This window comes from Bacillus sp. PK6-16 (assembly GCF_056530295.1).
Window position 1 is genome coordinate 5037501 of record NZ_CP096511.1, and the last position, 15000, is coordinate 5052500.

Below are 15000 nucleotides of genomic sequence, written 5' to 3' on the forward strand. Positions count from 1 at the left end.
GCAAATCGATTTGCTCTTCTTGCGCTTGCTTTGTTTTATATAAAACTTTACCACTTTCATCAGTAACCAATATCTTCAAAGCTCTAGACCCTTGCTCTAAATTTTGGTTCTCCATTTCGATCATATTTGATATAGCTTCTAATTTATTTTCATGAACCGAACTATTTGCCGCTCCTTGAGCTTGGTGATTAATTTGTTCCATACCAGCCCGATAATCGATAGTTGCTTGACGATTCGCATTCTCAAAAAACGGCGCTGCTGCCTTCGCTGACAAAACTCCTAATAACGCACAAGCAGCAAAAGTAGTAATCAATTGAATCCTTATACTCTTTCGTACGCTCTTTACTAATTTCTCAATTAATTCTCTTATTTTCCTTATATAAGTAAACGGATTAAATATCTTTTTCAATCTTATACCCCACTCCCCATACTGTTTTTATATATCTAGGCTTCCTTGGATTCTCCTCAATCTTTTCACGCACTTTTCGAATGTGCACCATTACAGTATTATCAGACTGGAAAGATCGTTCATTCCACACCTTTTCATAAATTTGCTCCGCACTAAACACCATACCTGGATTTCTAGCTAGCAATTCTAAAATTGAAAATTCCCTCGGAGTTAGTTTCACTTCTTCTCCCTCTACAATAACTTTATGGGTCGAGATGTTGATTTTCATCTCCCCAATTTCTAACTCGTCCTCATTTTGAATAGCGAAACCATTCATTTTCATATAACGGCGTAACTGAGATTTAATTCGTGCAATTAACTCTAACGGATTAAACGGCTTCGTTACATAATCATCTGCCCCTGTTGTTAACCCTAAAATCTTATCCATATCTTGCGTTTTGGCAGAAAGCATAATAATAGGCATTTCTTTCGCTTCCCTTACCTTCATACACATATGAATACCATCCACTTTCGGCATCATAATATCTAATACGACTAGATGTACTTCATTTTCTTCCAATAGACGTAATCCTTCTTCTCCGTCTCCTGCTTGTAATACTTTATATCCTTCATTCTTTAAATAGATTGTAATTAAATTCCGAATTTCTTTTTCATCATCTACGACAAGTATTGTTTCGTGTGCCACAATATCTCCCCCATCACTTTTTTAATCCCTAACTTCTATTATAGGAAAACTTCTGAAGAAAAACGCTCGGAAATCCTTAAGATTTTCTGAAGACGCAAAAAAGATCTAGACTCCCCTTAAGTCTAGACCTTTAAAAAACCCCTTTTATTTACGAACGTAGATGAAATATAGTACGAATAAAACTCCCATAACATACATAATCGGATGAACCTCTTTACGACGACCACTTACTACCATTGTAATTGGATAGAAGATAAATCCAATCGCAATCCCAGTTGCGATACTATACGTAAGTGGCATAGAGATAATTGTAAAGAATGCTGGTACTGCAATCTCGAATTTCTTCCAATCAATTTCCCCTAAGGAAGAAACCATCAAGATTCCTACAATAATTAAAGCCGGCGCCGTTACAGCTGGCGTTACAACACTTAGTAATGGCGAGAAGAATAGTGCCAGTAAGAAGAATCCTGCTGTTACAACTGCTGTAAATCCAGAACGTCCACCCGCTGCTACCCCTGCAGAAGATTCAATATAAGACGTTGTTGTTGATGTACCCAAGATCGCACCAATTACAGTTGCAATCGCATCTGCAAATAATGCTTTTCCTGCACGTGGTAATTTATTGTTCTTCATTAATCCAGCTTGATTCGCAACCGCTACAAGCGTACCTGCTGTATCAAAGAAATCGATAAAGAAGAACGTTATAATAACAATCCCCATTTGAACTGTGAAAATATCTCCGAAGTGCGTTAACGCCACGCCGAACGTTGGTTCTAGACTCGGTATTGCTCCTACTACAGCTTTCGGAGTATCAATTAATCCTGTTGCCACTCCTAAGATCGCTGTAAGAATCATACCGTAAAATACTGCACCATTAACTTTCTTAATCATGAAGATGATTGTCGTAACAACCCCGAAGATTGCTAGTAACGTTGTGCCCTTTGTTAAGTCCCCCAACCCAACAAGAACAGCATCATTTTTCACGATAATTCCTGCATTTTGGAATCCAAGGAATGCAATGAACAATCCGATACCTGCTGCTACTGCAAACTTTAACTCCGATGGAATTGCATTGATGATTTTTTCACGAATACCTGAAGCAGTAAGAATAATAAAGATAATACCTGACATTAATGTTCCGGCAATTGCTGTTTGCCATGGAATACCCATCGTTAACACTGCTGTATAAGCAAAGAACGCGTTAATTCCCATACCTGGCGCTAAAGCAATTGGATACTTCGCGAAAATACCCATAATTAACGAACCGATCGCTGCCGCTAATGCCGTAGCAACGAATACTGCACCTGGATCCATCCCTGTACCTGCTGGTAACCCTTTAACATTTCCAAGCGACAGCGTAGCAGGATTGACAAATAGTACGTAAGCCATAGATAGAAATGTCGTTAACCCTGCTATGAACTCAGTCTTATAATTCGTACCGAGCTCATCAAACTGAAAATAGCGTTTCATCTTACGTTTCCCCCGTTATATGATTACTCGCCGTATTTCACCCTAGCCCTCTTTTATCCCGAGAAATAAAAAGGCTTCCATTGCATATATACATGGAAGCGTTCTATAAACAAAGACAAGTTTCCCCTCATCTTTATACAAACGCCTCGTAGTCAAGCCATTTACGGTAGCTAGGTAGAAACTTTCGGGCCATATCCCCGATATTATACGACGGCATAATATTCACTTTTCGTTTGAATTACATAATCATATTAACTCGACGAAGTAGTTTTGTCAATTTAAAAACGAACAATTTTATAAAATTTTATATTTTCGTTCGTATTAATACCAAAATAAAAAAGATCCATCTATGCATAAGCAATAGATGGACCTTTTTATAAATACTATTCCCACTCAATAGTTGCTGGTGGCTTACTCGTTACATCATACACGATACGGTTAACGTGTTTTACTTCGTTTACGATACGTACAGAGATTTTCTCTAATACGTCCCAAGGGATACGTGCCCAGTCAGCTGTCATACCGTCGATAGATGTTACCGCGCGGATACCTACTGTGTAATCGTAAGTACGCTCGTCACCCATAACACCTACGCTACGCATACCAGGAAGCGCAGTGAAGTATTGCCAAATTTCACGATCTAAGCCCGCTTTAATAATTTCTTCACGTAAAATCGCATCAGATTCACGAACGATTTCTAATTTCTCTTCTGTGATTTCACCTAATACACGAATACCAAGACCCGGTCCTGGGAATGGTTGACGCCATACGATTTCATCAGGAATTCCTAGTTCAGATCCTAATACACGTACTTCATCTTTAAATAACGTATTTAAAGGCTCAATTAATTTGAACTGCATGTCTTCTGGAAGTCCACCAACGTTATGGTGAGATTTAATTGTTTGTGCAGTTGCTGTACCACTCTCAACGATATCTGTGTAAAGTGTACCTTGCGCTAGGAAGTCCATACCTTGTAATTTTGACGCTTCATCATCGAATACGTAAATGAATTCGTTACCGATAATTTTACGTTTTTGTTCTGGATCTTCTACACCTTTTAACTTGTCCATGAAGCGGTCTTTTGCATCCACTTTAATAACGTTCATATGGAAGCCTTCACTAAATGTTTTCATAACGCCTTCCGCTTCGCCTTTACGAAGTAAACCGTGATCAACGAAAATACATGTTAATTGGTCGCCGATTGCTTTATGGATTAATACTGCTACAACAGAAGAGTCTACACCACCGCTAAGTGCGCATAGTACTTTTTTGTCTCCAACAGTTTCACGGATCTTTTCTAATTCTACTTCGATAAAGTTCTCCATGTTCCATCCTTCAGAACAACCACATACGCCGAATACGAAGTTTTTAATTAAATCGTTACCGTGCTCAGAGTGACGTACTTCTGGGTGGAATTGTACACCGTATAAGTTTTTCGCTTCATTGCTCATACCAGCAATTGGGCAAGACTCACTTGTTGCGTCTACTACGAATCCTTCAGGTAAACCAGTTACTAAGTCACCATGACTCATCCATACAACTTGCTCTTCTGGAAGGTTCGCATATAATTTTGATTCGTTCTCTACTTTAAGAACAGCTTTTCCGTACTCACGGTGATTTGCACGCTCTACTTTACCACCGAAGTGTTGCGTCATAAGCTGCATACCGTAACAAATACCGAAGATTGGTAAACCTAGTTCAAAGATTTTTTCATCACAATGTAATGCACCTTCACCGTATACACTATTTGGTCCACCAGAGAAAATAATCCCTTTTGGATTCATTGCTTTAATTTCTTCTGCAGTAATTGTATGTGGATGAAGTTCACTGTATACACCGAACTCACGAATTCGACGTGCTATTAACTGATTGTATTGACTTCCAAAATCTAAAACGATAATTGTATCGTGTTGTTTCTTCAAAATAATCACCCCAACGTTAGTTCTCGTATATAAATATTTTCACCAATTTGGCGAAAAGCATTACCAATATAATAAAAAAAGCCAGTCCTCCGCCTCTAGTCTCATAACAAAGAAAAGGCAGGGGTCTGGCTTTATAAAGAAAGATAGTCTCCGCTCTTTATAAATATAAGACACACTGCCTTCATAGTCAGGTTGTTTACGGTAACCCGGTAGAGACTCTCAAACCATATCATTGAGGATATATGAAGGATCGTTTTATATTATCTTCCTAGATTCTAACAATGAAGTATCAATATGGTCAAGAGAGAAAGCGACAAAATTCTACAGAAATTCATTTCCTTTTCTAAAAAACATAAAAAAACATCCATTTCTATATAGAAATGGATGTTTTTTAGGACAAACGGAATTACATCATTCCGCCCATACCGCCCATGCCCATGCCGCCCATGTCAGGCATTGCTGGTGCATTTGGTTCTGGCTTGTCAGCAACTACAGCTTCAGTTGTTAAGAACATAGCTGCAACAGATGCTGCGTTTTGAAGTGCAGAACGAGTTACTTTAGCTGGATCTACGATACCAGACTCAAGCATGTTAACCCATTCGCCAGTAGCTGCGTTGAAACCAACGCCTACTTTTTCGCCTTTTAGACGCTCTACAACTACAGATCCTTCTAGACCAGCGTTGATTGCGATTTGACGAACTGGCTCTTCTAGTGCGCGAAGTACGATGTTGATACCTGTTGCTTCGTCGCCTTCAGCTACGATAGAAGCTACTTTTGTGTATACGTTCATAAGTGAAGTACCACCACCTGCAACGATACCTTCTTCTACTGCTGCACGAGTTGAGTTAAGTGCATCTTCAATGCGAAGTTTGCGCTCTTTTAACTCAGTTTCAGTTGCTGCACCTACTTTAATTACTGCTACGCCACCTGCTAGTTTAGCAAGACGCTCTTGTAATTTTTCACGATCGAATTCAGAAGTTGTTTCTTCTAATTGCGCACGGATTTGACCGATGCGAGCTTCGATTTGTTCTGTGCTTCCTACACCTTCAACTACAGTTGTGTTTTCTTTTGTAACAACAACTTTACCAGCGCGTCCTAAAGATTCAACTGTAGCAGATTTTAAGTCACGACCTAATTCTTCAGTGATTACTTCGCCACCTGTTAAGATTGCGATATCTTCTAGCATTGCTTTACGACGGTCACCAAATCCAGGAGCTTTAACAGCTACTACGTTGAATGTACCACGAAGTTTGTTCACTACTAATGTAGCTAAAGCTTCGCCTTCAACATCTTCAGCAATGATAAGAAGTGGTTTACCTTGTTGTACCACTTGCTCTAATACTGGTAAGATTTCTTGAATGTTAGAAATCTTTTTGTCAGTGATTAAGATGTATGGGTTATCAAGAACTGCTTCCATTTTGTCAGAATCAGTAATCATGTAAGGAGATGCATATCCACGATCAAATTGCATACCTTCTACTACGTCTAATTCTGTTGTGAATCCTTTAGACTCTTCTAAAGTAATAACGCCGTCGTTACCAACGCGCTCCATTGCTTCAGCGATTAATTGACCTACTTCTTCGTCAGCTGCAGAAATAGCAGCTACTTGTGCGATAGAAGATTTGCCTTCGATTGGTTTAGAAATCGTTTTTAATTCTTCAATTGCAGCAGTAACAGCTTTTTCGATACCTTTACGAAGACCCATTGGGTTCGCACCAGCTGTTACGTTTTTAAGACCTTCACGAATCATAGCTTGCGCTAATACAGTTGCAGTTGTTGTTCCGTCACCAGCTACGTCATTTGTTTTGCTAGCAACTTCTGCTACTAATTTCGCACCCATGTTTTCGAATGCATCTTCTAATTCGATTTCTTTTGCGATTGTTACACCATCATTTGTAATAAGTGGTGAACCAAATTTTTTCTCAAGTACAACGTTACGACCTTTTGGTCCAAGCGTAACTTTTACTGCGTTTGCAAGAGTGTCGACACCGCGAAGCATCGAACGACGTGCTTCTTCACTAAATTTAATATCTTTTGCCATAATAATTGACCCCCTTGGATTTTTTAAGATTTATATAATTAACCGATAACTGCTAAAATGTCACTTTCACGTAAAATCAAGTAGTCTGTACCTTCATATTTCACTTCAGTACCTGCATATTTTGAGAAGATGATAAGATCACCTGCTGCTACCTCTAAAGCAACACGCTCACCATTTTCAAGCACTCGACCAGTACCTACTGCAACAACTTTACCCTCTTGTGGTTTTTCTTTTGCGGTATCTGGTAATACGATACCACTTGCTGTTTTTTCTTCTGCTTGAACAAGCTCAATTACAACGCGATCACCTAATGGCTTTAGCATGAACAATAACCTCCTCATTTTGTTATGTAAATTTTATTTATTAGCACTCAAGTCATCCGAGTGCTAACACACTTATAATAATAAATAATCTCAATTTCTTTTGCAAGTAAAAAAATCATAATTTTTTCGCAAATTACTATATAAACTTTCTATATAGAATACTGCCTTTACTATATGAATCGTTGTTTCCCCTACTCGTATGTTACAATATGAAAGACACCCTAAGTTGTTTTCGCTAAACGCACAACTTTTTCCTGTCTCTTACTTCAATTTCAAATATGTATTAAAAAAAAATCATAATTCGGATGAAAGTTTATATCGTAGATAACATATTTACATGTTATCCTACCTCATCTCATACACTAGAGTTAGAAAGGATGGTTAAACCATTTGAAGAAACAATACTGGTGGATTATCGTTACATACATTTTAATGCAGTTATCTGGCGTTGTTGGATTACCACTTCTCCTAAAAACAGGACTCTATGATAATAGAGGATTTACCATTGAAGAAAAAGGACAAATCATAACGGGACACTGGGCAATCATTAGCTTCTTTATTGCATTATGTATCGTGCTTTGGTTACTTAGAACAGATATTCGTGACAGGCATTTAGATCCAATGCGCTCTTCTGTTCCAGCTACTATTGGATGGATTTTTATCGGGTTCTTCTTAGCAATCATCTCACAATCCATTGCAGGTATGATTGAAATGTATGTATTTGGGGTTCCACGTGAATCTGAGAATACAGACAGACTGATGGACATCGCAAGAACGATACCTTGGTTCCTTATTGTTGTATCTATAATTGGACCTATCTTAGAAGAAATCGTATTTAGAAAAATTCTATTCGGCACGCTTTATAAGAAGTTTAACTTCTTTATCGCAGCTATCATTAGTTCGCTTGTATTCGCAGCAATTCATTTTGATTTTACTCACTTATTGGTATACACTGCTATGGGGCTCGTATTCGCCTTCTTATATGTGAAGACGAAACGTATTATCGTTCCGATTGCAGCTCATGTTGCGATGAATACATTAGTCGCTATTGGGCAAATTTTTATGAGCAATGAACAAATTCAAGAAATGATTAAAGAAGCTGAAAAAATGCAAGGCTTTATCGGAGGATTTTTTGTATGAGAAACTCACCATTGTTCATGGCTGCACTATACTTCCTTCTTGGATGTATCTTTACACGCTTCGCCATTACGAACGTGACAGATACAATCTGGAATATGTGGACAATACTATTTGCAGTTATGGCAACAATTGATTTTAATTTGGCACTTCGCCTTATATTAGTTAAATTCACAAAGAAGAAACAATAATAAAACGCAGAGGTCGCTTCCTCTGCGTTTTATTGTGGATAGTTTTTCAAAAAGTAAACTAATGTTTGTAACTCTACAGCTAAGTCAATATGATGAATTCTAATATTCTCTGATACGTTTAATCGCGCTGGTGTGAAATTCAAAATACCGTGCACGCTTGTTTCAGCTAATCTATCTGCTACAGCTTGCGCTACTGTAGCCGGTACTGTTAATATTGCCACTTGTATATCATTTGATAATCTCTCTTCTAATTCATCTAAATGATATACAGGAATGCCCCCGATTTCTGTTCCAACTTTCTCTTCACTAACATCAAATGCCATTTCAATTTTTGTATTATTGTTTTTCGTGAAATTATAATGTAAGAAAGCGGTCCCTAAATTACCTACTCCAATAAGTGCTACACGTGTTATATCATCTTGATCAAGTGTTTCGCGGAAAAATGATAATAAATAATTTACGTTATATCCATATCCCTTTTTCCCTAACGCTCCAAAATACGAAAAATCTCTTCGTATTGTTGCGGAATCTACTTTTACTGCCTCACTCAATTCGGCCGATGAAACACGCTGCTTACCAGAAAGAGATAAGTTTTGGATAAATCGATAGTATAGAGGCAATCTTTTAGCAGTGGCTTGTGGAATCTTTTGCTGATCCATATGACCTCTCCTCTCTTCCTATCTTTATTCATATACTTTAATCAAATACAGAAGTTTAGCACTCATTAAATTCCTTGTATAATAAAGAGAAGAAGTATTCTCTCTTTATTTTAAACTATACACTATTTTTAGTATGATTGAGAAATATAAACATGGCAAAGTTAAGAAATTATTTGAGGTGAAAACATTGATTTTATTACAAGTAAACGCGCTTTCGAAATTATACGGTGCAGAAACGATTCTTGCAAACATAAAATTGGAAGTACAAACAAAAGATCGTATCGCATTAGTTGGAAGGAATGGAGCAGGAAAATCTACATTATTAAAAATTATCGCTGGTGAATTATCTCATGATGGTGGCGAAATTATAAAACCGAAAGATGTCTCAATCGGATATTTAGCTCAAAATACTGGACTAGAAACGTCTTTAACAATTTGGGATGAAATGCTAACCGTCTTTACCCATTTACAGCAAATGGAGACAAAACTCCGAAGGCTTGAGCAAGAAATGGGAAAAGAAGAAAACTTTTCAAACGAAGCTACATATGAAAGATTGTTAGCTGATTATGACCAATTACAACTCAATTATAAAGATCAAGGTGGATATCAATATGAAGCGGATATTCGCTCCATTTTAAGCGGCCTTGGCTTCCCAGTTGAAACGCACCAGACGACGATCTCTACTTTAAGCGGCGGGCAAAAAACAAGATTAGCTCTCGGGAAATTATTATTAACAAAACCAGACTTACTTATTTTGGACGAGCCTACAAACCATTTAGACATCGAAACATTAACATGGCTTGAGCAATATTTGCAAGGTTATCCTGGCGCAATATTAATCGTCTCACATGACCGTTATTTCTTAGACAAACTCGTTACACAAGTATATGAAATTTCGAATAAAGAAAGCAGACGATTTGTTGGTAACTACAGTAAATATTTAGACTTAAAATCAGCATTATATGAGCAAGAAATGAAACGTTACGAAAAACAACAAGATGAAATCGCAAAACTTGAGGACTTCGTTCAAAAGAATATAGCTCGCGCTTCTACAACGAAACGTGCTCAAAGTCGCCGTAAACAACTAGACAGAATGGAATTATTAACGAGACCATTAGGGGATTCTAAGTCAGCATCATTCCACTTCGATATTGAAAAACAAAGTGGAAATGATGTTTTACAAGTAAATGATGCAACCATCGGCTATGATGAAAACCCTATAATTGAACATGTAACTATGCGCTTAACTCGCGGAGATAGTGTTGCTTTAGTTGGTCCAAACGGAATTGGGAAATCCACATTGTTAAAATCCATTGTGAATAAGTTACCACTATTAAATGGTGATGTTTCTTTCGGATCAAATGTATCTGTTGGTTATTATGATCAAGAACAAGCAAACTTAACATCTTCTAAACGGGTTTTAAATGAACTATGGGATGAATATCCACTGCAACCGGAAAAAGAAATCCGTACTATACTTGGGAATTTTTTATTCACAGGAGATGATGTACTGAAACCAGTATCTTCCCTTAGTGGTGGACAAAAAGCTCGATTAGCTCTTGCAAAACTTATGATGCAAAAGTCAAATTTGTTAATTCTAGATGAGCCTACGAACCACCTCGATTTAAATAGTAAAGAGATTTTGGAGAATGCTTTAATTGATTACCCAGGGACTCTTCTATTCGTCTCACATGACCGCTACTTTATTAACCGTGTAACAACGACTGTGGTTGAGTTATCAACAGAAGGTGCACAGGAATATTTAGGGGATTACGATTACTACGTTGAAAAGAAAAATGAAATGATTGAACGTGCAGAACTTGAACAGCAAGAAAGTGACGTTCCTGTTCAAAAGGTGGTTGCACAAGAGAAATTAAATTATTTAGAAGAAAAAGAGCGTAAAAAACTAGAGCGTCAACGCACTAGAAAAATTGAAGAGCTAGAACAAAGTATAGTGGAATTAGAAGAAGAAATTGCTACGTTAGAAGATCAACTTTGCTTACCAGAAATATATGCAGATTATGAAAAAGCTAGTGAAATTACAATGAAAAAGCAAACGCTACAAGAACAACTTGAAACTTGTATGGCAGAATGGGAAGAGCTGCATGTATAAGCATATTTAAATAAGGAAGATGTCTCATAAGTCAGGATTTTTGACTATGCGACATCTTTTTTTCTTTTAATACAGAAACAATTTTTTGAGTATATCAATCGTAACTTAGAATATACCAACGATTTTTCAAATATATCTATTGTAACCCTATATATATTAACAATTCGACACGAAATATCGATTTAACGACAAAGATTGACAATATTAGCATCTTCTATAATAGGGGGATGTTTCAAAATGTTTTTCGGGGATATCTTCTTACTTTTTATTTCCCGAAAAAGAACAAACTCAAAGGTCTGACATCATCCTATTTATCCACAAGTTTATACACATATCCACCTTTATAAAATAAACATTAAAATAACTTTTCCACATTATCCACAACCAACAAAAAAGTTATCAACATTTTATATACACAATAAAACCCACATTATCAACAGATAATATGGGTTTTATCCACAACCTGTGGTTAATTATGTGTATAACTATGCTTCAATATCTAATCCTGGATTTGCATTTAAGGCTAATGTTGCACGCTTACCTTGTTCATAAGCAATTGTCCCTGCCGCTGCAATCATCGCTGCATTATCTGTGCATAAAGATAGCGGCGGAATAATTAATTCAATGTTTTCTTTTTGTGCAAATTCCTCTTCTAATCGCGCACGAAGCCCTTTATTAGCAGCTACTCCACCAGCAAGAAGTAATTGCTTTACATTATAAGCTTCTGCTGCACGAGCTGCTTTCGTTACAAGTACATCTATTACACTTTCTTGGAAACTTGCCGCTAAATCTTCTGGTGCAATTTCTATACCGCGCTGTTTTGCGTTATGCACAGTGTTGATAACTGCTGATTTCAATCCACTAAAGCTAAAATCATACGAATCCGGTTCTAGCCATGCACGAGGCAAATCAATTGTCGGTTCTCCTTCATGTGCAAGGCGATCAATATGAGGACCACCTGGATATGGCATAGATAACGTACGAGCTACTTTATCATATGCTTCTCCAGCTGCATCGTCTCGTGTTTCACCAATTACTTCGAATGAACCATGTTCTTTCATATAAACAAGTTCTGTATGCCCACCAGATACAACAAGTGATAATAACGGGAATTGAACTTCTTTTACTAAACGGTTCGCATAAATATGACCAGCAATATGATGAACACCGACTAACGGAATATCATGTGCAAACGCTACTGCCTTCGCTGCATTTACTCCAATTAGAAGTGCTCCTACTAAACCAGGACCTTCTGTTACAGCAATTGCATCAATATCATCAAATGTGATGTTTGCTTCCTTTAAAGCTTCTTCTAACACAACTGTAATTTCTTCTACATGATGACGTGATGCAATCTCTGGTACAACGCCGCCAAAACGTTTATGACTTTCAATTTGTGATGCAACGACATTCGCAATAATTTCCGTTCCATTTTTAACAACTGCTACTGCTGTTTCATCACAACTTGTTTCAATACCAAGTATAATCGTATTTTTTTCCATTATATATTCACCCACATTACGAGACCATCTTCCTGATTGTCTGCATAGTATCGTTTACGAATCCCACCATTTTGAAATCCGTATTTTCTGTATAACTGCTTTGCTACTTCATTTGATACACGTACTTCAAGTGTCATTGTTTTTACCCCTAGTTCTTTCGCTTCAGAAATAACTGCTTTCAATAGGGCATCTCCTAACTTTTGACCTCGGTATTCTGGCAAAATAGCTATATTTGTTATATGTGATTCATCAATAATTATCCACAATCCACAATACCCGACTACACGACCATCTTTTTCTAACACAATATAATGTGCATGTTCATTCATCGTTAATTCACGGTGAAAGGCATCTGCAGTCCAAGGAGTTGAAAAAGACGCTTCTTCAATAGCTACAATTTGAGCAATATCATCAAGCTCCATCTTTCTAAATATCATATCCATCTTCTGCAAGCTCCTACTTGTTTTGACTTTCTAACCACTTTGTTTCAGCTTCAGCTAAACGAAGATAGCTTGGAACAAACGTATGCACATCTTGTTCTTCTTTTTGTAATCCTAAGAATGCTAGCTCACTTGGTCTTGGGTTATTTTTAGTAAATGGAGCGAATACAGCTTGATCACCTAAATGTTCTATAATTGTTTCTTTATGCAATTTAACATCGTTACCGATAAATAAAACAGGCTGTCCTTTATCTTTTAACATTTGCAACCAGTCTACAATAAGAATAATTCGGTCTTCTTCTATTGAAGTTAACTGCTCTCCTTCATATGTATATAACCCAGTATAAATTTGCCCACGTCTTCCATCAAATAAAGGACAAATTAACCCGTTAAAGTTAGCACCGTTTGCAGCTACTACCTCTAAACTTGATACACCGACAATTGGTATTTGAAGTGACCAAGCTAATGTTTTCGCCGCTGTCACGCCTATGCGAACACCTGTATAGGATCCAGGTCCAGCAGCTACAACGATTTTAGTTAATTCCTTCGGTTTTACGCCACACTCTTTTAACAGTTTCTCTACAGCTGGCATAAGACGTACAGAATGGTTTTTTGCTAAATTTGTAATGATTTCCCCAATTACGTTTCCTTCCTCAATAAGGGATACACCCATTACGTAATTTGAAGTATCAATTGCTAGTACTTTCATCTTGTAATAGCTCCTCACATAATCTAATATAGCGATCTCCAATTGGCTCGAGTATAATTTTTCTTGTGTCATCTCCAGCATGGAATAAACTAATTTGTAACTTTTCATTCGGTAAATATGCTTCTATTAAATGAGCCCATTCTACTACCGTAATTCCTTCACCGTAGAAATATTCATCAAAGCCTAAGTCCTCTTCACTTTCTGCTAAGCGATACACGTCCATATGATATAGCGGTAATCTTCCTTTATATTCTTTGATGATATTAAAGGTAGGACTATTTACAACTCTTTTCACTCCAAGACCTTTTGCTAGTCCCTTTGTAAAAGTCGTCTTACCAGCTCCAAGATCTCCTTCTAAAATAATTACGTCTTGTGCCTCTACGAGCTCACCTAGTTTTTCTGATAACCTTTGTGTTTCCTCAGAAGATTTTGTTGTTACTTCATATTTACTCACAGACTTCACCTACTTTACTCACAATGTTCTCTGCTCTTTATTATACAGGTTTTGAATATATAAAAAAGTCCTTAGGAGTTGTCCTAAGGATAGTTTGACTGTCTTTATTAGTTTTTTGTTAAAACAAATAAAAAAATACGAAACAACTTGTTTCGTTCTTTTCTTTATATGAAATGGCGGTCCCGACCGGGGTCGAACCGGCGATCTCCTGCGTGACAGGCAGGCATGTTAACCACTACACCACGGGACCATTTGGTTGCGGGGACAGGATTTGAACCTGCGACCTTCGGGTTATGAGCCCGACGAGCTACCGTGCTGCTCCACCCCGCGACAATATAAATAGCTTGGCGACGTCCTACTCTCACAGGGACAAGGTCCCAACTACCATCGGCGCTAGAGAGCTTAACTTCCGTGTTCGGTATGGGAACGGGTGTGACCTCTCTGCCATCATCACCAAACTATGAAGGCATATTCCTTCAAAACTAGATAACATTGCTACATATTATATGGTTAAGTCCTCGATCTATTAGTATTCGTCAGCTCCACATGTCACCATGCTTCCACCTCGAACCTATCAACCTGATCATCTTTCAGGGATCTTACTAGCTTACGCTATGGGAAATCTCATCTTGAGGGGGGCTTCATGCTTAGATGCTTTCAGCACTTATCCCTTCCGCACATAGCTACCCAGCTATGCCCTTGGCAGAACAACTGGTACACCAGCGGTGCGTCCATCCCGGTCCTCTCGTACTAAGGACAGCTCCTCTCAAATTTCCTACGCCCACGACGGATAGGGACCGAACTGTCTCACGACGTTCTGAACCCAGCTCGCGTACCGCTTTAATGGGCGAACAGCCCAACCCTTGGGACCGACTACAGCCCCAGGATGCGATGAGCCGACATCGAGGTGCCAAACCTCCCCGTCGATGTGGACTCTTGGGGGAG

At 37.9% G+C, this 15000-nt stretch carries 14 protein-coding genes, 2 tRNA genes, 2 rRNA genes and 2 riboswitches (2 of these 20 running past the window's edge); of the genes, 3 read left to right on the forward strand and 15 right to left on the reverse strand.

Going from position 1 to position 15000, the window contains the following annotated elements:
* The 6 genes from ampS to groES form a co-directional block, all read right to left on the reverse strand.
* On the reverse strand, positions 1-409 hold the start of the coding sequence (gene ampS / locus M1D66_RS25750) for an aminopeptidase AmpS (RefSeq protein ID WP_086384895.1). The gene continues 1097 nt to the left of window position 1, outside the view; the window shows 409 of its 1506 coding nt (coding positions 1-409); its start codon is at positions 407-409; its stop codon lies beyond the left edge, outside the window.
* Entirely contained in the window at positions 393-1094 is a 702-nt protein-coding gene (locus M1D66_RS25755; protein ID WP_000929885.1) for a response regulator transcription factor, read from the reverse strand. Before M1D66_RS25755 ends, ampS begins: the two co-directional genes overlap by 17 nt.
* Positions 1095-1238: 144 nt before the next feature.
* Positions 1239-2564 (reverse strand): NCS2 family permease, encoded by a 1326-nt coding sequence (locus M1D66_RS25760; RefSeq protein WP_000833096.1) that lies wholly within the window; start codon positions 2562-2564, stop codon positions 1239-1241.
* Between the two features lie 129 nt (positions 2565-2693).
* Positions 2694-2795: riboswitch (purine riboswitch) on the reverse strand.
* A gap of 152 nt (positions 2796-2947) precedes the next feature.
* On the reverse strand, positions 2948-4486 hold the full coding sequence (gene guaA, locus M1D66_RS25765; protein ID WP_000743905.1) for a glutamine-hydrolyzing GMP synthase: 1539 nt from the start codon (positions 4484-4486) through the stop codon (positions 2948-2950).
* A gap of 164 nt (positions 4487-4650) precedes the next feature.
* Positions 4651-4752: riboswitch (purine riboswitch) on the reverse strand.
* Between the two features lie 140 nt (positions 4753-4892).
* Positions 4893-6527: a chaperonin GroEL gene (gene groL / locus M1D66_RS25770; RefSeq protein ID WP_001029993.1), complete on the reverse strand. Its 1635-nt coding sequence runs from the start codon at positions 6525-6527 to the stop codon at positions 4893-4895.
* A gap of 38 nt (positions 6528-6565) precedes the next feature.
* Positions 6566-6850: a co-chaperone GroES gene (gene groES, locus M1D66_RS25775; RefSeq protein ID WP_000917311.1), complete on the reverse strand. Its 285-nt coding sequence runs from the start codon at positions 6848-6850 to the stop codon at positions 6566-6568.
* Between the two features lie 390 nt (positions 6851-7240).
* On the opposite strand from groES, the gene M1D66_RS25780 reads away from it, so the two are divergent.
* Both M1D66_RS25780 and M1D66_RS25785 read left to right on the forward strand, forming a co-directional pair.
* Positions 7241-7990 carry a CPBP family intramembrane glutamic endopeptidase gene (locus M1D66_RS25780; RefSeq protein WP_086384894.1) on the forward strand — a complete coding sequence of 250 codons (750 nt, stop codon included), beginning with the start codon at positions 7241-7243 and terminating at the stop codon, positions 7988-7990.
* Complete coding sequence (locus M1D66_RS25785) at positions 7987-8178, forward strand: YdiK family protein (protein ID WP_001246201.1); 192 nt, start codon at positions 7987-7989, stop codon at positions 8176-8178. The genes M1D66_RS25780 and M1D66_RS25785 overlap by 4 nt, the downstream gene beginning before the upstream one ends.
* Positions 8179-8207: 29 nt before the next feature.
* Here the strand turns inward: M1D66_RS25785 and M1D66_RS25790 are convergent, their stop codons facing one another.
* On the reverse strand, positions 8208-8837 hold the full coding sequence (locus M1D66_RS25790) for a redox-sensing transcriptional repressor Rex (protein ID WP_000372699.1): 630 nt from the start codon (positions 8835-8837) through the stop codon (positions 8208-8210).
* A 187-nt stretch (positions 8838-9024) separates the two neighbouring features.
* Here M1D66_RS25790 and M1D66_RS25795 point away from each other — a divergent pair, with 187 nt between their 5' ends.
* The gene (locus M1D66_RS25795; RefSeq protein WP_222128284.1) at positions 9025-10950 is read left to right on the forward strand and encodes an ABC-F family ATP-binding cassette domain-containing protein; all 1926 of its coding nucleotides are present in this window, start codon (positions 9025-9027) and stop codon (positions 10948-10950) included.
* 485 nt (positions 10951-11435) lie between these two features.
* On the opposite strand, the gene tsaD is transcribed toward M1D66_RS25795, so the two are convergent.
* From tsaD to M1D66_RS25835, 8 genes are all read right to left on the reverse strand, one after another.
* On the reverse strand, positions 11436-12452 hold the full coding sequence (gene tsaD, locus M1D66_RS25800) for a tRNA (adenosine(37)-N6)-threonylcarbamoyltransferase complex transferase subunit TsaD (RefSeq protein WP_000414585.1): 1017 nt from the start codon (positions 12450-12452) through the stop codon (positions 11436-11438).
* Positions 12452-12895: a ribosomal protein S18-alanine N-acetyltransferase gene (rimI, locus tag M1D66_RS25805; RefSeq protein ID WP_000367190.1), complete on the reverse strand. Its 444-nt coding sequence runs from the start codon at positions 12893-12895 to the stop codon at positions 12452-12454. Before rimI ends, tsaD begins: the two co-directional genes overlap by 1 nt.
* A gap of 13 nt (positions 12896-12908) precedes the next feature.
* Positions 12909-13601 carry a tRNA (adenosine(37)-N6)-threonylcarbamoyltransferase complex dimerization subunit type 1 TsaB gene (gene tsaB, locus M1D66_RS25810; RefSeq protein WP_000865747.1) on the reverse strand — a complete coding sequence of 231 codons (693 nt, stop codon included), beginning with the start codon at positions 13599-13601 and terminating at the stop codon, positions 12909-12911.
* On the reverse strand, positions 13582-14055 hold the full coding sequence (gene tsaE / locus M1D66_RS25815) for a tRNA (adenosine(37)-N6)-threonylcarbamoyltransferase complex ATPase subunit type 1 TsaE (protein ID WP_000049642.1): 474 nt from the start codon (positions 14053-14055) through the stop codon (positions 13582-13584). Before tsaE ends, tsaB begins: the two co-directional genes overlap by 20 nt.
* A 174-nt stretch (positions 14056-14229) precedes the next feature.
* Positions 14230-14305, reverse strand: a tRNA-Asp gene (locus M1D66_RS25820).
* Positions 14306-14308: 3 nt separating this feature from the next.
* Positions 14309-14385 (reverse strand) — tRNA-Met (locus M1D66_RS25825).
* Positions 14386-14397: 12 nt separating this feature from the next.
* A 5S ribosomal RNA gene (rrf, locus tag M1D66_RS25830) occupies positions 14398-14513 on the reverse strand.
* 48 nt (positions 14514-14561) lie between these two features.
* Positions 14562-15000 (reverse strand): 23S ribosomal RNA (locus M1D66_RS25835); it runs 2483 nt beyond the window's last position.

What these genes read in the sequence shown, in the direction of transcription:
- M1D66_RS25760 (WP_000833096.1), bottom strand. Translation starts at nt 2,564, where the DNA reads ATGAAACGCTATTTTCAGTTTGATGAGCTCGGTACGAATTATAAGACT.
- groL (WP_001029993.1), bottom strand. Translation starts at nt 6,527, where the DNA reads ATGGCAAAAGATATTAAATTTAGTGAAGAAGCACGTCGTTCGATGCTT.
- groES (WP_000917311.1), bottom strand. Translation starts at nt 6,850, where the DNA reads ATGCTAAAGCCATTAGGTGATCGCGTTGTAATTGAGCTTGTTCAAGCA.
- M1D66_RS25785 (WP_001246201.1), top strand. Translation starts at nt 7,987, where the DNA reads ATGAGAAACTCACCATTGTTCATGGCTGCACTATACTTCCTTCTTGGA.
- M1D66_RS25790 (WP_000372699.1), bottom strand. Translation starts at nt 8,837, where the DNA reads ATGGATCAGCAAAAGATTCCACAAGCCACTGCTAAAAGATTGCCTCTA.
- tsaD (WP_000414585.1), bottom strand. Translation starts at nt 12,452, where the DNA reads ATGGAAAAAAATACGATTATACTTGGTATTGAAACAAGTTGTGATGAA.
- rimI (WP_000367190.1), bottom strand. Translation starts at nt 12,895, where the DNA reads ATGGATATGATATTTAGAAAGATGGAGCTTGATGATATTGCTCAAATT.
- tsaB (WP_000865747.1), bottom strand. Translation starts at nt 13,601, where the DNA reads ATGAAAGTACTAGCAATTGATACTTCAAATTACGTAATGGGTGTATCC.